This is a genomic window from Methylobacterium sp. E-065 (assembly GCF_022829605.1).
In the GTDB taxonomy this organism is placed as follows: domain Bacteria; phylum Pseudomonadota; class Alphaproteobacteria; order Rhizobiales; family Beijerinckiaceae; genus Methylobacterium.
Map to the genome: position 1 here is coordinate 26,069 of NZ_JAKSYD010000067.1, position 17,723 is coordinate 43,791.

The 17,723-nt window shown below is 70.7% G+C and carries 18 protein-coding genes; 8 read left to right on the forward strand and 10 right to left on the reverse strand.

Annotated features, from left to right (window positions below; genetic code table 11):
* The first annotated feature begins 146 nt into the window (after nt 1–146).
* Entirely contained in the window at nt 147–1,508 is a 1,362-nt protein-coding gene (rimO, locus tag MKK84_RS05970; RefSeq protein ID WP_243917524.1) for a 30S ribosomal protein S12 methylthiotransferase RimO, read from the forward strand.
* 294 nt (nt 1,509–1,802) lie between these two features.
* On the opposite strand, the gene MKK84_RS05975 is transcribed toward rimO, so the two are convergent.
* The 7 genes from MKK84_RS05975 to MKK84_RS06005 form a co-directional block, all read right to left on the reverse strand.
* Nucleotides 1,803–3,041, reverse strand: coding sequence for a hypothetical protein (locus MKK84_RS05975; protein ID WP_409566452.1), 1,239 nt, complete (start codon nt 3,039–3,041; stop codon nt 1,803–1,805).
* Between the two features lie 221 nt (nt 3,042–3,262).
* Nucleotides 3,263–4,183 carry a tetratricopeptide repeat protein gene (locus tag MKK84_RS05980; protein ID WP_243917696.1) on the reverse strand — a complete coding sequence of 307 codons (921 nt, stop codon included), beginning with the start codon at nt 4,181–4,183 and terminating at the stop codon, nt 3,263–3,265.
* 13 nt (nt 4,184–4,196) lie between these two features.
* A complete protein-coding gene (locus MKK84_RS05985) occupies nt 4,197–5,126 on the reverse strand; it encodes a VWA domain-containing protein (RefSeq protein ID WP_243917532.1) in 930 nt (309 codons plus the stop codon).
* 292 nt (nt 5,127–5,418) lie between these two features.
* Complete coding sequence (locus tag MKK84_RS05990) at nt 5,419–6,453, reverse strand: VWA domain-containing protein (RefSeq protein ID WP_243917539.1); 1,035 nt, start codon at nt 6,451–6,453, stop codon at nt 5,419–5,421.
* Nucleotides 6,450–6,926 carry a DUF4381 family protein gene (locus tag MKK84_RS05995; RefSeq protein ID WP_243917541.1) on the reverse strand — a complete coding sequence of 159 codons (477 nt, stop codon included), beginning with the start codon at nt 6,924–6,926 and terminating at the stop codon, nt 6,450–6,452. The genes MKK84_RS05990 and MKK84_RS05995 overlap by 4 nt, the downstream gene beginning before the upstream one ends.
* 24 nt (nt 6,927–6,950) lie before the next feature.
* Nucleotides 6,951–7,811, reverse strand: a complete 861-nt coding sequence (locus tag MKK84_RS06000; protein ID WP_243917697.1) for a DUF58 domain-containing protein — start codon at nt 7,809–7,811, stop codon at nt 6,951–6,953.
* Between the two features lie 182 nt (nt 7,812–7,993).
* Nucleotides 7,994–8,995, reverse strand: a complete 1,002-nt coding sequence (locus MKK84_RS06005) for an AAA family ATPase (protein WP_243917543.1) — start codon at nt 8,993–8,995, stop codon at nt 7,994–7,996.
* Nucleotides 8,996–9,230: 235 nt separating this feature from the next.
* Between MKK84_RS06005 and MKK84_RS06010 the strand changes: the two genes are divergently transcribed.
* The 3 genes from MKK84_RS06010 (at nt 9,231) to MKK84_RS06020 (ending at nt 12,763) form a co-directional block, all read left to right on the forward strand.
* Nucleotides 9,231–9,941 carry an MgtC/SapB family protein gene (locus MKK84_RS06010; protein WP_243917545.1) on the forward strand — a complete coding sequence of 237 codons (711 nt, stop codon included), beginning with the start codon at nt 9,231–9,233 and terminating at the stop codon, nt 9,939–9,941.
* Nucleotides 9,942–10,296: 355 nt separating this feature from the next.
* Nucleotides 10,297–11,967 carry a methyl-accepting chemotaxis protein gene (locus MKK84_RS06015; RefSeq protein WP_243917547.1) on the forward strand — a complete coding sequence of 557 codons (1,671 nt, stop codon included), beginning with the start codon at nt 10,297–10,299 and terminating at the stop codon, nt 11,965–11,967.
* 109 nt (nt 11,968–12,076) lie between these two features.
* Nucleotides 12,077–12,763, forward strand: a complete 687-nt coding sequence (locus tag MKK84_RS06020; RefSeq protein WP_243917549.1) for an SDR family oxidoreductase — start codon at nt 12,077–12,079, stop codon at nt 12,761–12,763.
* Nucleotides 12,764–12,775: 12 nt separating this feature from the next.
* On the opposite strand, the gene MKK84_RS06025 is transcribed toward MKK84_RS06020, so the two are convergent.
* Nucleotides 12,776–13,108 (reverse strand): hypothetical protein, encoded by a 333-nt coding sequence (locus MKK84_RS06025; protein ID WP_243917551.1) that lies wholly within the window; start codon nt 13,106–13,108, stop codon nt 12,776–12,778.
* A gap of 286 nt (nt 13,109–13,394) precedes the next feature.
* Here MKK84_RS06025 and MKK84_RS06030 point away from each other — a divergent pair, with 286 nt between their 5' ends.
* The 4 genes from MKK84_RS06030 to rnhA all read left to right on the forward strand — a co-directional run bounded on the left by MKK84_RS06030 (nt 13,395) and on the right by rnhA (nt 16,979).
* Complete coding sequence (locus tag MKK84_RS06030; RefSeq protein WP_243917553.1) at nt 13,395–14,240, forward strand: C40 family peptidase; 846 nt, start codon at nt 13,395–13,397, stop codon at nt 14,238–14,240.
* A 199-nt stretch (nt 14,241–14,439) separates the two neighbouring features.
* Nucleotides 14,440–15,441: a 4-hydroxy-3-methylbut-2-enyl diphosphate reductase gene (ispH, locus tag MKK84_RS06035; RefSeq protein ID WP_243917555.1), complete on the forward strand. Its 1,002-nt coding sequence runs from the start codon at nt 14,440–14,442 to the stop codon at nt 15,439–15,441.
* Between the two features lie 91 nt (nt 15,442–15,532).
* Nucleotides 15,533–16,498, forward strand: a complete 966-nt coding sequence (locus tag MKK84_RS06040) for a homoserine kinase (RefSeq protein ID WP_243917557.1) — start codon at nt 15,533–15,535, stop codon at nt 16,496–16,498.
* A 7-nt stretch (nt 16,499–16,505) separates the two neighbouring features.
* Entirely contained in the window at nt 16,506–16,979 is a 474-nt protein-coding gene (gene rnhA, locus MKK84_RS06045; RefSeq protein ID WP_243917567.1) for a ribonuclease HI, read from the forward strand.
* Between the two features lie 85 nt (nt 16,980–17,064).
* Here the strand turns inward: rnhA and MKK84_RS06050 are convergent, their stop codons facing one another.
* Together MKK84_RS06050 and MKK84_RS06055 are read right to left on the reverse strand one after the other, a co-directional pair.
* Complete coding sequence (locus MKK84_RS06050) at nt 17,065–17,343, reverse strand: type II toxin-antitoxin system RelE/ParE family toxin (protein WP_409566451.1); 279 nt, start codon at nt 17,341–17,343, stop codon at nt 17,065–17,067.
* A 5-nt stretch (nt 17,344–17,348) separates the two neighbouring features.
* Nucleotides 17,349–17,636, reverse strand: a complete 288-nt coding sequence (locus MKK84_RS06055; RefSeq protein WP_243917571.1) for a CopG family ribbon-helix-helix protein — start codon at nt 17,634–17,636, stop codon at nt 17,349–17,351.
* Nucleotides 17,637–17,723 lie beyond the last annotated feature (87 nt).

The window sequence follows — 17,723 nt, forward strand, 5'->3', positions numbered from 1 at the left end:
GAGCCGGACACCCCTGCGGCGGCCGGCCTCGCGCGGGCGGTTGAGAACCGCTATAAGATCATGATCCCGAATTCTCGTCCTCGCGCTCCGTATGGCTGTCTCATCGGCCACACGCGCGGGCGGCGTCCGATCTGTCGAATGCGCCCATGACCGCCACGCCAGCCCCCACGCCCGCTCCGAAGGCTTCGGATCTCAAGGCTTCGGCCCCAAAGATCTCGTTCGTCTCTCTGGGCTGCCCGAAGGCGCTGGTCGATTCCGAGCGGATCCTCACCCACCTGCGCGCGGAGGGCTACGAGCTGGCCCGCCGGCACGACGGCGCCGACGTGGTGATCGTCAACACCTGCGGCTTCCTCGATTCCGCCAAGGCGGAGTCGCTCTCGGCGATCGGCGAGGCCATGGCGGAGAACGGCCGGGTGATCGTCACGGGCTGCATGGGCGCGCAGCCCGAGGAGATCCGCGCGAAATACCCGGACCTCCTGGCGGTGACCGGGCCCCAGGCCTACGAGTCGGTGGTGGCAGCGGTCCACGAGGCGGTGCCGCCGGCCCACGACCCGTTCCTCGATCTCGTGCCGCCGCAGGGGATCAAGCTCACCCCACGCCACTACGCCTACCTGAAGATCTCGGAGGGGTGCAGCAACCGCTGCAGCTTCTGCATCATCCCCTCTCTACGCGGAAACCTCGTCAGCCGCCCCGCCGCCGACGTGCTGCGCGAGGCGGAAAAGCTGGTCAAAGCCGGCGTGAAGGAACTGCTGGTCGTCAGCCAGGACACCAGCGCCTACGGCGTCGATATCCGCTACAGTGAGAGCCCGTGGCAGGACCGTCAGGTCCGCGCGAAGTTCTACGACCTCACCAAGGAACTCGGCGAGCTCGGCGCCTGGGTGCGGCTCCACTACGTCTACCCCTACCCGCACGTGGACGAGGTCATCCCGCTGATGGCCGAAGGCAAGGTGCTCCCCTACCTCGACATGCCGCTCCAGCATGCGAGCCCCTCCGTGCTCAAGCGCATGCGCCGCCCCGGCAATCAGGAGCGCCAGCTCGACCGGATCCGCAGCTGGCGGCAGATCTGCCCGGATCTGGCGATCCGCTCGACCTTCATCGTCGGCTTCCCGGGCGAGACCGAGGCCGAGTTCGAGGAGCTTCTGGGCTGGTTGCAGGAGGCCAAGCTCGATCGGGTCGGCTGCTTCGAATACGAGCCGGTGGCCGGCGCCACCGCCAACGCTCTGGGCGATCTCGTGCCGCCGGCGGTGAAGGCCGAGCGCAAGCGCCGGTTCATGGAGACCCAGAACGGCATCGCGCTCCGGCTCCAGCGGGCCAAGGTCGGCAAGCGGATGCCGATCATCGTCGACGCCGTCGAGGGCGGGGTCGCCCGGGGCCGGTCCAAGGCCGACGCGCCGGAGATCGACGGCACCGTCCACGCCGCCTTCCGGCGGCCGGTGCGGGTCGGCGACATCATCACCGTGAAGATCGAGCGGGCCGAGGCCTACGACCTGTACGGCAGCGTGGCCTGAGGCAGTCACCCGCCACGGGCGGTTGAACAGAACCTCCAACCCACCCCCTCATCCGGCGGTGCCGGAGCGCAGGGGAGGCCTCGAAAGAGCCCTCCAGGGATCGCGCGGCTGGCTGGAGCCCTCCTTTGAGGCTCGCTGCGCTCGCACCTCAGGATGAGGGGGATTGGGTGGGATCGCTCATGACCCAGCCACGGGATGCTGTCGTGTACCGTGGCCAAGACCCCGGCGGCTCTAAGCCTTTGGTGTGACGCGCTCTCGTGCGCCGAACCGGCGTCCACTTCGGCGGAGAGCGCTCTAGCGGGCCGGTCCGTCGAGGGGCGCCAGCCGGTCCGGCCCCGGTGCGGCGGCCACCGGTTGGGCGCGTGACAGGCTGCGCGCCAGGGCCGGTAGATCCGGTCCGGCCGCGCCCGCGGCGCCGAACACCGACCGGTCGAGGGCCGCGAAGGCGGCGGCGAGGTCGGGCTGCGCCCGCCAGATCCGGGCCAGCTCCGGCGCCTCGCGCATCGCCGCATCGAGGGCGGCGCGGAACCCGGCCGGATCGTCGGCGCGGGCTGCCGCCCGCAGGCGCCGCCGGATCGGCCCGGACAGGCGCAGGGTCGGCCGGCCCAGGCCGAAGCCGATCAGCGCCAGCCCGAGCCCGAAGGCGGCGAGCGCCGCCGCGGCGACCGCGAGGGGCGCGGGGACCGGCGGGGGCGCCCGGTCGGTCTCGCGGTCGGGCAATCCGCCGCCGATCTGCCGGGCCGGGATCTCGGTCTCGCGCATCGTGCGGGTGTTGGTGTCGAACCAGGGGATCGCGATCGCGTCGAGGGGGATGATTTCCGGCACGCCGGGCTTCACGTCCCACTGGTAGGTGGCCCGGGCCACGGGGCCCGAGGGGGTCAGCAGGGTCTCGCGGGTGACGGGGCCCGCGAAGGTGATGATACCGCGGGTGCGCATCACCGGCCGGGGCGGCAGGCCCTCGGCCACCATGCCCTGGACCTCCAGGGTGACGATCCGACGGGCGGTCTCGCCGACCTTGATGGTCTCGGGATCGGGGCTCCACGAATCGGTGACCGCCACGTCCCGGGCGGGCAGCCACCAGGGCTCCTTGGCGTCCGGGCCGCCCGTGGCGGCGGTCCAGGGCGCCACCGGGAAGGGGATCGGCTGCGAGTGGACCTCGACCACCCGGCGCTCGCCGACATCGTTGACGGTGAGCTTGTGGGTGAACGACTCGATCGTGAACTGGCCCGCATGATGGGGAAAGATCGCCACGGTGCGGTCGAACGCGATGGCGCTCTGGCCGTCCGGGAGCTTGGCCTTGCTCCAATGATCGCGGCCGAGCTGCGTCCAGGAGAAGTTGGCGAGCGAGGGCTGAACCACCTCCTCCAGCAGGATCGGCTGCTTGTAGACCCCGTGGATCTTCAACAGCACCATCTCGCGGGGGAAGGGGGCGCTGTTGCCGTTGCGCTCGGCGGTGACCGTGAGGGTGAGGTCGCCGGGCTCGATCTCGGCCTGGGCGGCGAGGGGGGTGAGGGCGAGGAACAAACCCGTCAGCAGAATGCGGCTCCTCCCTCCCCCCCCTGCGGGGGAGGGTGGCCCCCGAAGGCGGTCGGGTCGGGACGAAGTCCCGCAAGGGGGGAGCGCCGGTGCCGGAGAGGTCGCGACGGGCGTGAAATCCTGCAGCGTCGCGCTGCCCCTCTCCCCCCCTGCTGCGCAGGGTACCCTCCCCCACAGAGGGGGGAGGGAGGGCACGCGGTTCGGAAACGCCAAAAAACTCACCACGGGTTGCTCCCGGCGGGGATCGCGGTGCCGGCCTCGACCCGGCGGGTCTGCTCGGCGCGCAGGCGCAGCTTGAGATAGCGGCCCGGATCGTCCGGCAGGGTCTGGAGCCAGAGCCGGTCCGGGCGGATCTCGTGGGCCTCGAAGCTCTTGGTCACCCGGCGAACCTCGCGCTCGGGCGCCTCGGCCACCATGGCGGAACCGCCGCCGGTCCGGCCGCGGCCGGCCGCGTCGCCGGCCGACCCCCGAGCCTGGCCCTTTCCGGCGTCGATCGATTGCTGCTCGGCCTTGCCGCGGCGGGCGACCTTGCTGTTGCCGGGCAGCGACGCGCTGGCGTTCGACTCCTTGTTGCCGGCCAGACCCTCGCCGCTGGAGGCGGCGTTGATGTCGTTGTTCTGGTCCTGGTTGGCGGTGTTGTTGTAGCGGGCGCCGTACTGGGCCGTGCCGTTGGCGATGCCGCCGCCGGGGCCACGGTCGATCACCTCGGCGCGCATCCGGGCGATCAGCGAGCGGTTGGCCTGGGCGTCGGCGTCCCTGGGGTTGAAGCGTAGGGCCTCGTCGTAGGCGGCGAGTGCCCCGTCGAGATCGCCGGCCCGCGCCAGCGCGTTGCCGAGATTGTAGCTCGCCCGGCGTCCCCCGGAGCGGAACAGCGCGATCGCCGCGTCGTAGCGGCCGGCCTCGTAGAGCGCGGCGGCCCGCCAGGCCGGATCAGCGAACACCTCTGCGGCAAGCCCCGGTAGGCCGATCCCCATCAACAGGCGCCCGAACCCGGTGCGGGGCTGCGAGACCGCGAGCAGTGCAAGCAGGCCGAGGCCGGCGAGCGCCAGGCCAGCGATCCGGGCCAGCCGCCGCCAGCGCGGCGGGAGGCCGGCGCGGAGTGGAGCGGAAAAGCCCGTCTCGGGCAGGGTCAGCCGCATCACGCGCGCCTCATCAAGCACTCCTGCGGAACAGCATCAGGGCCGGCAGGGCCGCGATCAGCAGCAGCCAGCGCCCGAGATCCGCGTAGGCCAGCACGCCGTAGCCGCCCGCCGCGAGGTGCTGGGCGAGGCCAGCCCCGACCGCGTCCAGCACCGGGCCGGGGGCCGCGATGTCGGCGGTCGTGCCACCGCCGGCCCGGGCGAGGGCGTCGAGGGCGGCCCGGTCGGGCTTGGGCGCGTTCGACGGCAGCGGCTTGTCGGCGGGGACGAACAGGGCCTGGAGCCGCCAGCCCTGCCCGGCGATCGCGCGCGCCTCGCGGGTGGCGGCCTCGCCGATGCCGTCGCCGTCGCTGATCAGCACCACGTCGGCCGACACCACGTTGGCCTCCGCGAGGGTGCGGCGGGCCAGCGCCAACCCGCGCTCGGGATGGGAGCCGCGGTCGGGCACCGTGTCGGCGTCCAGCGCGAACAGGGTGGTGCCGAAGCTGTCGCGGTCGGTGGTCGGGGAGGCGGCGAGGTAGGCGTCGCCCGCGTAGACCACGAGGGAGACCGCTCGGGTCCCGGCGGCCTCGGCGACCGCGGCGGCGGCCTGCCGGACCCCCTGGAGATTGCCGCCCTCGGTGACCGAGCGCGACAGGTCGACGACGATCACGGTCTCGTCGAGGTTGCGGAAGGTGCGTGCGTCGGCGCGCTCCACCGCGGGTCCGGTCAGCGCCAGGGCGATCAGCCCGGCCGCAAGGGCGGCGGCGAGGTTGGCCTGCCGCCGTCCGCCGAGCACCGCGCCGGTGCGGGCGAGATGGGCCATCAGCGCCGGATCCACCGCCCGGGCCCAGTCGCCGAGCGGTGCCGAGCGCGACGCGGCCCGCAGGGCCAGCAGAACGACGACCGGGATCGCCAGGAACCACCAGGGGCGCAGGAGCGCGAATGCGTCGAGGGCGCTCATCGCGGCGACCCGGAGATGGCGCAGCCTTCCTGACGATCGAAGCCGAGCCCTTTCCCGGACAGGTGGAGCGCCAGCGGAACCTGATCCGGGACCCAGCACAGGACGCGCCGCGATCGCGGCGCGGGTTGATCGAGACGGGCGCTTCGCAATGTCCCATGCTGGGTCCCGGGTCGCATTCCGCTGACGCTGCATGCGCCCGGGAAAGGGACCGCGCGGGAACGAACGCGCGATATCGCATCGGATTCGTGCCGGACACCTGGAGAAAACTGCGTCAAAGCCCTTCCCTGTCCCATCACGCCCCCCTCCGGCTGGCGAGCAACAGGGCCGCGCTCAGGAGCGCCAAGGCCGCCGGCCACGGCCAGAGGTCCCGGCGCAGCGGCAGGGGCGGTGCCAGGGCGCGGCCCCCCTCCAGCCGGTCGATGGCGTCGGCGACGCGGACGAGATCGTCGGTGGTGCGCACCCGGAACGCCTCGCCGCCGCTGGCCTGCGCCATGTCGCGCAGGGTCTCGGTGTCGACCACATCCTGCTCCCCGTCGGCATCCGCCATGTCCCGGGGACCCAGCGCGATCGTGTAGACCTTGATGCCGAGTTCCTTGGCGAGCTCGGCCACGTCCTTGGGGGCGGTCTGGCCGGCATTGTTGGCGCCGTCCGAGAGCAGGATCACGGCCTTGGCGGCCTTGCCGCCCGCGGGGACGGAGGGGGCGTCGTCCCCGGCATCCCGCGGGTCCAGCCGCCGCAGGGCGAGACCGAGGCCGTCGCCGATGCCGGTGGAGCGGCCGCTGATGCCGATCGTCGCCTCGTCCAGCGCCCGGGCGACCGCCGCAGTGTCGAAGCTCGGCGCGGCGGCCACGTAGGCCTGATCGGCGAAGATCACGAGGCCGATCCGGTCCCCGGCCCGGCGCCGGATGAAGTCGGTGCCGACGCGCTTGACCGCGGTGAGCCGGTTCACGGTCTCGCCGTCGAGGGTGAAGTCGCGCCGCTCCATGGAGCCCGAGAGATCCATGGCGATCATGATCTCGCGGCCCGAGGCCGGAAGCGCGGTCGCCGGCATGACGAGGCGCGGGCCGCTCAGCGCCGCCACCAGGGCGACCCAGAGCGTCCAGGTCAGCGCGGCCCGGCGCCGGCCGCGGGCGGCAAGGTCGGCGCCGGAGCGACCTTCGCCGACCACCGTGCCGGGGACGCGCAGCGCCCCGCTGCCGCCCTCCGGCTCGGCCGGGATCAGGCGCGTGGCCAGCAGCGGCAGGGGGAGGGCCAGGAGCGCCCAGGGCGCGGCGAAGTCGAAGGCCGACAGAAGTGCGCTGAGCCAGGCGGGCAGAACACCATTCATGTCCGCAGCCGTCCGATCAGGCGGCCGAGCTCGGCATCCAGGGCGTCGAGATCCGGCGTCTGCCGGCGGTACAGACCATCGGCTAGCACCCGCCCGGCGCCCCGCGCGAAGAAATCGGTCCGGAACAGCCCGTCGAGGCGGGCCGCCCAGTCCGCCCCCACGGCCCGGCTCTCAACCTCGCCGCCGAGCGTCCGGCCGAGGCGGCGCAGCAGACGGGCCTGGGCCAGCAGCCGCGCCTCCGGATCGAGGCTGCGGCTCCGGGTGAGTTCGGTGAGCGCCGCCCGGCGTACCGTGGCCCGGGACCGGCTGCGCCCATAGCGCACCAGCCCCACCAGCAGGGCGGCGAGGAAGCCCAGGAGCGCCGCCGCGACGATCTCGCTCTGCACGGCTCCGGCGGCACCGCCCGGCAGATGGAGACCGCGGAGCTGATCGAGGCCGAGCGGGGTCTCTGTGGGGATCGTGGCGGGGTTCATCGCGGCGATCCGCCGGGTCCGGCCTCACAGCACCGCATCGAGGCGCTCCATCAGCGGCGCGTAGGCCTCAGGCCCGGTCTCGACGTCGAGGCGCACCCCCGCGATGCCGCGGCGGGCATAGTCGGCGAGCCGGGCCTCGGCCTGTCCGGTGGCCGTCGCCGACAGGGCGGTCCCCCGGTGCCCGTCCGCGAGGGCGAAGGGGTAGTAGCCCGGCGGCCGGGCGCGCTCGAAGGCGTCGCTCACCAGGATCAGCCGGATCGCGATCCGCTCGGCCAGCAGGGTCAGGAGTTCGTCGAAGCCCGGGCCCGGATCGTCCAGGGCACTGGCGACGACGAGATGGCCCCCGGCCGGCAGCAGGCCGCGGGCGAGGCCGAGCGTCGTCTCCAGCGGGGGCTCCGTGCGGGTCGGCGAACCGGTTTCGGCCGCCAGCGCGTCGGCATGGGCCTGGGCCAGCGCCCCGGTCACCGCGATCATGGCGCGCTCGCCGCCCGCCGGCCGCAGCACCGTGGGGGCGCCGGCGGAGGCCACAGCCAAGCCGACCCGGCCGCCATCGGCCGCGACCCGCCAGCCGAGCAGCGCCAGGGCCTCGGCGGCCGCCACCGAGCGGAGCGCCCGGCGGGTGCCGAACAGCATGGAGGGCCGGAAATCGGCGAGCAGCACCACGGCCCGGTCGCGCTCGTCGTGGTGGGTGCGGACATGCAGCTGCCCGGTCCGGGCCGTGGCGTTGCGGTCGATGAAGCGGCGGTCGTCGCCCTCCGACCAGAGCCGGACATCCTCCGGCTCCGAGCCGCGCCCGCGGCGGCGGGTGACGATGCCCCCCGGCAGGCCCGCCAGCGTCCGCGTGGCGGGCGCCGAGCCTCGCCGGGCGAGGTGGCGCAGGCCCATCAGGGCCTCGCCCGAGAGATGGATGCCGTGATCGGTGCCGGAAAGGTCGCGACGCGTGCCGAAACCCGCACCGTCGCTCCCCTCTTGGCGGGCGTTGTCCCGGCCCCCCCAGCTGCGCAGGGTACCCTCCCCCGCAGAGGGGGGAGGGGGCGCGCGGCGCGGGATCTTCAGCCCGAACACCGTCAGAGCGCCCGCACCCGCTGCACCAGCTCGCCGACGACGCCGCGCGCCGTCTTGCCCTCGGCGGCCGCCCGCCAGGTCAGGCCGATCCGGTGTGCGAGGGCGTCGCGGGCGAGTTCGGTCACGTCCTCGGGGGTGACGTGGTCGCGGCCCCGCAGCCACGCCCGGGCCTTGCCGGCCATCATCAGCGCCAGGGTACCGCGCGGCGAGGCCGGATGCTCGATCAGGGCGCGCAGGTCCGGCGCCGCCGCATCGGTGCGGGTCGCCGCCACCAGCCGGACGAGATAATCCTTGAGCGCCGGCGACACGTAGGTGGAAAGCGCCGCCTCCCGGGCCGCGCGCACGTCCGCCAGCGACAGCCGCATCGTCATGGCGTCGACGTGATGGGTGATCTCGCCCTCCACGAGGTCGAGGATCGCCCGCTCGGTGGCCTCGTCGGGCATGTCGACCACGACGTGCAGGAGGAAGCGGTCGAGCTGCGCCTCCGGCAGCGGGAAGGTGCCGGCATGCTCGATCGGGTTCTGGGTCGCCACGACCATGAACGGGTCGGACAGCCGGTGCGTCGATCCTGAGACCGTCACCTGACCCTCGGCCATGGATTCGAGCAGGGCCGACTGCACCTTCGGGGGCGCGCGGTTGACCTCGTCCACCAGCACGAGGGCGTGGAACAGCGGCCCGGGCAGGAACTCGAAGGTGCCGCTGTCCTGCCGCCAGACGGTGGTGCCGGTCAGATCGGCCGGCATCAGGTCGGGGGTGCACTGGATGCGCGCGAAGGAGCCGTCGAGCCCGTCGGCGAGCCGCTTGACCGCGCGGGTCTTGGCCAGCCCAGGCGCGCCCTCGATCAGCAGGTGGCCGCCGGTGAGGAGCCCGATCAGCAGGCGCTCGACGAGGCCGGCGCTGCCGATCAGGCCGCGTTCCAGCCCCTCGCGCAGCGCCATGACGCGGCCGTGCAGGGCGGCATCCGGGATCGTCTCGGGCCGGCGTTCGGCGAGGGCGCCGCTCATGAGCGACAAGATTTCGCGTGGAGAGATCCTGCGCGGACCGTATCCGCCGCCTGGGCTCTGTCCTGCATCCTGCACGCCTCCTCGGCCGGGTCCCGAATTCTTAAGGGATCCTCAGTCTGTTGCCGGTGTGCCTGCTGCCCGGTACGGCCGTCAATCCCGGTTTCCTTGGGCTTTCGGGCCCGGGCCGGTCCACGATGTCACGGTTTCGTCACCGCCCCGCTCGCAAGAACCGCCGATGACCAGCTACGCTGCCCTCCCCGAAGAAGCGAAATCCGCGATCGGCCTGCTCGTGGCCTTCGTGCTGGGCACGATCATCGGGGCCGAGCGCCAGTACCGGCAGCGCACCGCGGGCCTGCGCACGGCCGTGCTGGTGGCGGTGGGGGCCTCGGCCTTCGTCGATCTCGGCATGCGGCTGAGCGGCCCGGACGGGGGCGTCCGGACCGTCGCCTACGTGATCTCCGGCATCGGCTTCCTCGGGGCCGGCGTGATCATGAAGGAGGGCATGAACGTCCGCGGCCTCAACACGGCCGCGACCCTCTGGTGCTCGGCCGCGGTGGGCGCGTTCTGCGGCGCCGACCTGCCCCTGGAGGCGGTGTTCGTGATGGTGACGGTGCTGGCCTGCAACACGGCGCTGCGGCCGCTGGTGAACGCCATCAACCGCGCGCCGATCCGCGAATCCGCCACCGAGGCGACCTATGAGGTCCAGGTCACCACAGCGCCCGGCGAGGCCGGCCCGGCGCAGGACCTGCTGGTGGAACTCCTGGAGGCGGCCAACTACCCGGTCGGCAACGTCGAGGTGGAGGAGCGCGGCGAGAGCGCGGTCGACGTGGTGGCGACGCTCACGGCCAGCGCCGTGAAGGCGGACGAACTCGACGCCGTGACCAACGCGCTCGCCCGCGCCCCGGGCATCCGCCACGCCACGTGGTCGGTGCAGACGGCGGATTGATTTTTTTCGAGGTTTGGTCTGCTCGACCGTAGCGGAGGTGGCTCTCGCTCTGGAGCCGTCATTCCGCACCCGATCGTGTCGATCGGGGGGCGGAGGCTGCGGCTTGAACGTCAGAGCGCCTGCCGACACCGTTCAGCCGCAGGCCGCGCTTTCATGAGTGAACGATGTAATTCAGATCTGACGGTGGCATCATAAAATCAATGTGCTTGTAAATTGAAAATATGAATCGCAGTAAGAATAAATTGGAGGTAAGGCGATAGAGACTTGCCGCAGCAAAACAGTGTCACATAGTCAGTACATGAAGTGCTTATCAGCGCCACTATGGAGAACATCGACTCCCGTCTGAGGCAGCGCCATGGCATTCACGGTCAAGCACATTCTCATCGCGCTTGTTTGTGCGCTCGTGGCCGCCATCTCGGCGCAAGGTGTGCTCGGTGTTTCTCAGCTGCGATCGGTTCACGACAATGCGCTCGATTTATCGACGAACTGGTTACCAAGCGTATCAAAACTTGGTGAAATCAAATATAAAATAACGCGCTTGCGTCTTGTCGATGCGCGCCTGGTTACCGCGGTCGAGCCCGTCAACGATCTGGTCGAGATCTCGGATCACCGTCTCGGTGAAGCCGAAGCGGTTGCGGCGGGTTACGTCTCCCTGATCTCCAGCACGGAGGAGGGGGCCCTCTGGACCGGGTTCAAGCAACACTGGAGCGAATACCAGGGGTATCGCGCGAAACTGATCGCGGCGGCGCAAGCCAAGGATCAGCCTGCCCTCAACGCATTGTTCCAGGCCTCGCGCATACCCTTCGAGAAGGCCCTGGATTGTCTCGACCGTAACACCGCCCTGAACGTCGCGGGCGGCGAGCAGTCCACGGCGAGCGCCGGTGAGACCTATGCGCGTTCGATCGGGCTCACGACGCTCCTCTGCTGCCTTGCCCTCACCGTCGGCATCGGTTCACTCGGATACCTGATCGCACGCGTCACGCGTCCGATCGACCGCCTCATCCAGCGCATGAAGGACCTCGCCGCCGGCGACCATCAGGCAGAGATTCCCTATACCGGGCGGGCCAACGAGATCGGCGCGATCGCCCTCGCCCTGGAGGCATCGCGCGCAAGTTCGATCCGCACCCTTCAGCTCGAAGCCGAGACCGTTCAGGCGCGACGCACCGCCGAGGAGCAGCGCAAGGCGGCCCTGCGCCAGATAGCCGACGGCTTCGAGGCAGCGGTGGGTGGCGTCATCGGCATGGTGTCGTCGTCCGCCACCGAGTTGCAGACGACGGCAGAACAGATGACCTCCACGGCTACCGAGACCACGAGCCGGTCGACCGCCGTCGCGGCCGCGTCCGAACAAGCCGCCGCGAACGTGAACATGGTCGCCTACGCCGCGGAGGAGTTGGGCATGTCGGTGCAAGAGATCGGCCGGCAGGTCCGGGGCTCGGCGACGCTGGCCCAGGCGGCCGTGGGCGAAGCGGACCAGACCGCCACCCTGGTTCAGGCGCTGCGTCAAACCTCGGCGCGGATCGGCGACATGGTCGGGCTGATCTCGAACATCGCGAGCCAGACCAACCTGCTCGCCCTGAACGCGACCATCGAGGCGGCCCGCGCCGGCGAAGCGGGACGCGGCTTCGCGGTGGTGGCGGCCGAGGTGAAGGACCTGGCCGGCCAGACCGCCAAGGCGACGGAGGAGATCGCCGGCCAGATCGGCGAGATCCAGGGCGTGACCGATCAGGCCGTCTCGGCCATCGGTGGTATCACGGGCCGGATCCGCGAGATCAACAGCGTGGCGACCTCGATCGCGGCGGCGGTGGAGCAGCAGGGCGCGGCCACGCAGGAGATCGTGCGCAACGTCGCCCAGGCCTCGACCGGCACGAACGAAGTGACCGGCAATATCGCCGGCGTCGCGCAGGCTTCGGAGGAGACGGGGGCGGCGGCGAGCCAAGTCCTGTCCGCCGCCTCCGAACTGGCGCGCCAGTCCGAGCATCTCCGCGCGGAGGTCGGGCGCTTCCTCGCCACCGTGCGGGCGGCCTGACTGTGTCGGCTTGCATCCCGCGCGGTATAGGATTTCGCCCGAATCCCGGCCCCGCGCGAAACCTCCGGACCCAATCCCCTCTTATCCGCCCGATATCCGGAGGCCGACCATGACCCAGTCTCAAAAAAACGCGCTGATCGTCGGAGCCTCCCGGGGCCTGGGGCTCGGCCTCGTCGAGACGTTCCTGGCGCGCGGCTGGTCCGTTACTGCGACCCAGCGCACCCCATCCCCCGACCTCGCCCGCCTCGACGCGAAAACGCTGCGCGTCGAGACCGCCGATATCGACGACGAGGCGAGCGTCGCCGCCCTGCACGACCGCTTGGCGGACCAGCACTTCGACCTGATCTTCGTGGTGGCCGGCGTTGCCACGCAGGCGCATGACCCGCTGCATGCGGTGCCGCGGGATGTCGCCGCGCAGGTCTATCTTACCAACGCGGTCAGCCCGATCCGCTTCGCCGAGGCGTTCCTGGATCGCTTGGCGCCGGGCGGCAGCCTCGCGCTGATGAGCTCGATTCTCGGCAGTGTCAGCCTGAACGAGACCGGCGGCTGGGAGAACTACCGGGCCAGCAAGGCGGCGCTCAACACCCTGGCGCGCAGCTTCGAGATCCGCCACCGGGCGGAGAACGTCTCGGTGCTGATCCTGCATCCGGGCTGGGTGCGCACCGACATGGGCGGCGCGGAGGCCGATATCGACGTCGCCACCAGCGTCACGGGCCTCGCCGACGTCATCACGGCCCGGCTCGGCCAGCCGGGCGCGCAGTATCTCGATTACCGGGGCGCGACGCTGCCCTGGTAGGGCCGGATCCCGTCAGCGCGGGGGCGCGAGGGGCCGGGTGCGGCGCTCGATCACCACGGTCGGGCGGGTGCGGCGCTCGACCACGACGGTGCGCGGGGCCCGGCTCGGGCTGGCCTGGGTCATGATCCGCTCCGGCATGCGCTCGGGCTTCATCTTCTTGGCCGCCAGGACATGCGGGCGGACCTCGTCGACGGGCAGGCCGATCAGGCCGGCCGCGATTTCGGCCTGCTGCTCGACATCGTCGGCGAGGTCCTGGGCGGCCGCGACCGCCTCGTTCACCGTCGGCGGCTCGCGGCGCACCCGGATCGGCGGGAGGTCGGCGAAGCTCTTCTGTGTCTTCTTCACGGGGCGACTCGCGGTCTTCATGGGACAGACATAGCGCTTTCCAGGGCGGTTGTGCAGTGCATCAAAGATCTGTGACGGATCATGACGGCGCATGGCTGATCAAGCTTTGCCCCCCGCGACGCATCGGTTCGGCGGGGCCGTCGAGCACGCGAAAACCTCGGACCCGCATCCTTTCCCATTGGGCATCCCGTGCGACATAGAAGCGCAGACGGGATCGCGCAACGGATTCCCGCCCATGCCGCCGGGCGTTCATCCCATCGTGAACCCGGTCTGGTAGCATTTCCCCATGACCGACTCCCTCGATTCCCGGCTGACGCCCGCCCGCGCCGACATCGCCGATGAGCGCCTGCGCGGCCGGGTGGCCGCCGCGCGCTTCGTGGCCGGCAGCCCCCGCCGGGTGACGGCGCCCTTCGCTCCCCTGCGGCGCGCGCCTGCCCCGGATGCCGGGCTCGACACCGAAGCGCTGCTCGGCGACGCCGTCACCCTGTACGACGCGGCAAACGGCTTCGCCTTCGTGCAGCTCGCCCGTGACGGCTATGTCGGCTACCTGCCCGCCAACAGCCTCGGCCCGGCCGGGCCGGAGCCGACCCACCGGGTCACGGCTCTGCGCACCTTCCTGTATCCGGAACCCGACCTGAAGCGGCCGGTTCTCGCCCATCTGAGTTTCGGGGTGCGTCTGGTGGTGACTGGAGCGACGGGCGCGTATCTGGAGACCCCGGGCGGCTACGTGTTCGCCCGGCACTGCGCCCCCGTGGCGGACCATGCGCCGGACTACGCCGGCACGGCCGCGCGCCTCGTGGAAACACCCTATCTCTGGGGCGGCCGGACGACGCTGGGGCTCGACTGCTCGGGCCTCGTGCAGCTCTGCCTGGATGCGGCGGGGCTCGCCTGCCCGCGTGATGCCGACCTGCAGGAGCGGGATCTCGGGCAGGCGCTACCCCTCGCTCTGACCGGCCTGCGCCGGGGCGATTTCGTGTTCTGGCGCGGCCATGTCGGGCTGATGCTCGACCCGGAGACGCTGATCCACGCCAACGGCCACCACATGGCGGTGGCGGTCGAGCCCCTGGCCGGGGCGGTGGAGCGGATCCAGGCGAACAGTTTCGGCGCGGTGACGGGAATCCGGCGGCTCTGACAGGCTGCCGCAGGCGTCCGTGCGGCCTCGCTCCCCCGCAGGGTCGGGACCGGTCTCGCGGCACCCCGTGAGGTTCGGAGCGGACGCGGCTCCAATTCCCGCGGCAAACGTGCTACAGAGCCCGTCCGCTTCCCTGTTCTGCCCGGTTCGTAGGGCAATCCTGTTGACAGGACAGCCCCACCCTCGCCACATCGCCCGCATGACCGCTACGATCACGCCTTCCGAGCCCGTCGCAGGCACCACCGGCAAGCCGCCGCTGGAGATCCTGCTCTGTGCCCCACGCGGCTTCTGCGCCGGCGTGGTGCGGGCCATCGACGTGGTGGAGCGGGCGCTCGCGATCTACGGGCCGCCCGTCTACGTCCGGCACGAGATCGTGCACAACAAGTACGTGGTCGAGAGCCTGAAGCGGAAGGGCGCCGTGTTCGTCCGCGAACTCGACGAGGTGCCGGATGGCGCCGCCCCGGTGATCTTCTCCGCCCACGGCGTTGCGAAGACCGTGCCGGCCAACGCCGATTCGCGCGGGCTGACCACGATCGACGCCACCTGCCCGCTGGTGACCAAGGTCCACCGCGAGGCCGAGATCCATCACAAGCGCGGCCGCCATGTGCTGCTGGTCGGCCATTCGGGCCACCCGGAAGTGGTGGGCACGATGGGCCAGTTGCCCAAGGGTTCGATCACCCTGGTGGAGGATCTGGAGCAGATCAGCGCCCTGAACCCCGAGAATCCCAACAACCTCGCCTGGGTGACCCAGACGACCCTGTCGGTGGACGACACCCGGCACATCGTCGAGGCGCTCAAGCAGAAATTCCCGACCATCACCGGGCCGCACAAGGACGACATCTGCTACGCGACCACCAACCGCCAGGAGGCGGTGAAGCAGGTGGCGCCGCTGGTCGATGCCCTGATCGTGGTCGGCTCCTCGAACTCCTCGAATTCGCAGCGCCTGCGCGAGGTCGCCGAACGCGTCGGCTGCCCGATCACCCGCCTCGTGCTGCGCGCCGAGGAGATCGATTGGCCGGCCTTCGAGGGGATCCGCAAGCTCGGCCTCACCGCCGGCGCCTCTGCGCCCGAGGTGCTGGTGGAGGAAATCATCGACGCCTTCGCGGCCCGCTACGACGTGGTGGTCGACACGGTCTCGACCGTGATCGAGGACATGGTGTTCCCGCTGCCGCGGGAACTGCGCAGCGAGGCCGCCGAATAGGCAGCCTGGACACAGGCGCAGCAGGCTTTATGCGGGGGCGCTTCGGCGCCCCTCGTCGTATCGAAGTTCCAAAAATTCAGAGCGCGAACACGTGGCCGTCTACACCGAGGTATCCGACACGGCGCTCGCCGACTTCCTGTCGGCTTACGCGATCGGCAGCCTGCTCTCCTTCAAGGGCATCGCCGAGGGCGTCGAGAACTCGAACTTCTTTCTCCAGACCACCGGCGGCTCCTACATCCTGACGCTCTACGAGAAGCGGGTGCGGGAAGCCGACCTGCCGTTCTTCATCGGGCTGATGGAGCATCTCTCGGCCCGCGGTCTCGCCTGCCCGCAGCCGGTGCGCGACCGGGCCGGTCAGGCCCTCGGGCAGCTCTGCGGCCGGCCCGCCGCCATCGTGAGCTTCCTGGAGGGCGTCTCGGTCAAGACCCCCGGCGTCGAGCATTGCCGGGAACTCGGCCGGGCGCTCGCCGCGCTGCATGCTGCCGGCCGCGATTTCCCGATGGTGCGGGACAACAGCCTCTCGGTCTCGGCTTGGCGGCCGCTCTTCGCGCAGGCCGAAGATCAGGCCGACACGGTCGAGCCCGGTCTCGCGGCGCGCACCCGGGACGACCTCGCCTTTCTGGAGGCACACTGGCCGAAAGGCCTGCCGGGGGGCGTGATCCACGCGGATCTGTTCACCGACAACGTGTTCTTCATCGGCGATGCCCTGTCGGGGCTGATCGACTTCTACTTCGCCTGCACGGACGCCTTCGCGTACGACATCGCGGTGTGCCTGAACGCGTGGTGCTTCGACCCCGACGGCACCTTCCACCACGACATGGCGACAGCCCTGTTTGCCGGCTACGAGGCTGTCCGCCACCTTGAGCCCGCCGAGGTCACGGCCCTGCCGATCCTGTGCCGGGGGGCGGCGCTCCGGTTCATGCTGACCCGGCTGGTGGACTGGCTGAACGTGCCGCCCGGCGCCTTGGTGAAGCCGAAGGATCCGCGGGAATTCGATCGCCGGCTCACCTTCCATCGCCAAGCGCGGGACGCGCGGGATTACGGGCGGCAGGGCTGAGGACCGGATGAGCACCGACGTGACCGAACCCGCGGCCGAGCCGACGCGCGTGAAGATCTACACGGACGGCGCCTGCTCGGGGAATCCCGGGCCGGGCGGCTGGGGCGCGATCCTGATCTTCGGCGATACTCGGAAGGAACTCTCCGGGGGCGAGGCCCACACCACCAACAACCGCATGGAGATCCTGGCGGCGATCGAGGCGCTGGAGGCGCTGAAGCGTCCCTGCCGGGTCGACCTGTTCACCGACTCCCAGTACCTGCGCCAGGGCGTCACCAGTTGGATCCACAACTGGAAGGCGCAGGGTTGGCGCACCGCCGACAAGAAGCCGGTGAAGAACGAGGATCTCTGGCACCGCATCGACGCCGCCCGGGAACGCCACGAGGTGGCGTGGCACTGGGTCAAGGGCCATGCCAGCGACCCGCTGAACAACCGGGTCGATGCGCTGGCGGTGGCGGCGATGCTGCCGTTCAAGCGGCTCTGAGATCGAGACTGGCGAGGACTCCCAATCGCCAAAATCCTTCCTCCCGTACGCGGCAACGATGCCCCCGAAGCTTCCGGAGACGCTTTCAGCTCGACCAGGGCGGCCATTGCAGAGCGGCGTGCAAGATCCGAAGGATCCGCACGGCAGTCTCGTCCACGTCGTAGACGATGATGTACCGCCGGTGGACGATCAGTTCACGGGTATCCGTGACGCGGCCCGGCCGGCCAAGGGCTGGATGCTCCACCAAGCACGCGGCGCGCTCGGCGAACCGCTTGTCGAGCGTCATGGCAGCGGCTGGATTATCGGCCTCGATATAATCGTAGATTGCGTCGCGGTCCTGAAGCGCTTCAAGCGTCCAGACCAAGGCCCTCATTTTAAGGCATTAAGCCGTCGCTGCGTGGCTGACCGCTTGGCGGCGAACCGGGCTTCGACATCCTCGGTGGGGATCACGCGGCCACTCTTGGCCGAGTCCAGGCCGATCTGAACTTGCCGACGAAACCAAGCGTCATGCTGGGTTTCGTCCCGTTGCTGCTGAACGTACGCGTGCATGAAATCACGCAACAGCTGAGCGTCATTGCGGTCGCGCTCCCGCGCGACCTGAGAGAACGCAGTCTTCAGGGCTTCATCGACCTGGAAGGTGAACGTGGCCTCGCCCAAAGTCACCGTCCCCTGCTTGATGGAAGATCTTCAGGATGGTTGGAGACTACCATGCTGCGGTGGGCCGGAAAATAGCCGGATTCGAGC

What these genes read in the sequence shown, in the direction of transcription:
- rimO (WP_243917524.1), top strand. Translation starts at nt 147, where the DNA reads ATGACCGCCACGCCAGCCCCCACGCCCGCTCCGAAGGCTTCGGATCTC.
- MKK84_RS05980 (WP_243917696.1), bottom strand. Translation starts at nt 4,183, where the DNA reads ATGCGGCTGACCCTGCCCGAGACGGGCTTTTCCGCTCCACTCCGCGCC.
- MKK84_RS05985 (WP_243917532.1), bottom strand. Translation starts at nt 5,126, where the DNA reads ATGAGCGCCCTCGACGCATTCGCGCTCCTGCGCCCCTGGTGGTTCCTG.
- MKK84_RS05990 (WP_243917539.1), bottom strand. Translation starts at nt 6,453, where the DNA reads ATGAATGGTGTTCTGCCCGCCTGGCTCAGCGCACTTCTGTCGGCCTTC.
- MKK84_RS05995 (WP_243917541.1), bottom strand. Translation starts at nt 6,926, where the DNA reads ATGAACCCCGCCACGATCCCCACAGAGACCCCGCTCGGCCTCGATCAG.
- MKK84_RS06000 (WP_243917697.1), bottom strand. Translation starts at nt 7,811, where the DNA reads ATGGGCCTGCGCCACCTCGCCCGGCGAGGCTCGGCGCCCGCCACGCGG.
- MKK84_RS06005 (WP_243917543.1), bottom strand. Translation starts at nt 8,995, where the DNA reads ATGAGCGGCGCCCTCGCCGAACGCCGGCCCGAGACGATCCCGGATGCC.
- MKK84_RS06010 (WP_243917545.1), top strand. Translation starts at nt 9,231, where the DNA reads ATGACCAGCTACGCTGCCCTCCCCGAAGAAGCGAAATCCGCGATCGGC.
- MKK84_RS06015 (WP_243917547.1), top strand. Translation starts at nt 10,297, where the DNA reads ATGGCATTCACGGTCAAGCACATTCTCATCGCGCTTGTTTGTGCGCTC.
- MKK84_RS06020 (WP_243917549.1), top strand. Translation starts at nt 12,077, where the DNA reads ATGACCCAGTCTCAAAAAAACGCGCTGATCGTCGGAGCCTCCCGGGGC.
- MKK84_RS06030 (WP_243917553.1), top strand. Translation starts at nt 13,395, where the DNA reads ATGACCGACTCCCTCGATTCCCGGCTGACGCCCGCCCGCGCCGACATC.
- ispH (WP_243917555.1), top strand. Translation starts at nt 14,440, where the DNA reads ATGACCGCTACGATCACGCCTTCCGAGCCCGTCGCAGGCACCACCGGC.
- rnhA (WP_243917567.1), top strand. Translation starts at nt 16,506, where the DNA reads ATGAGCACCGACGTGACCGAACCCGCGGCCGAGCCGACGCGCGTGAAG.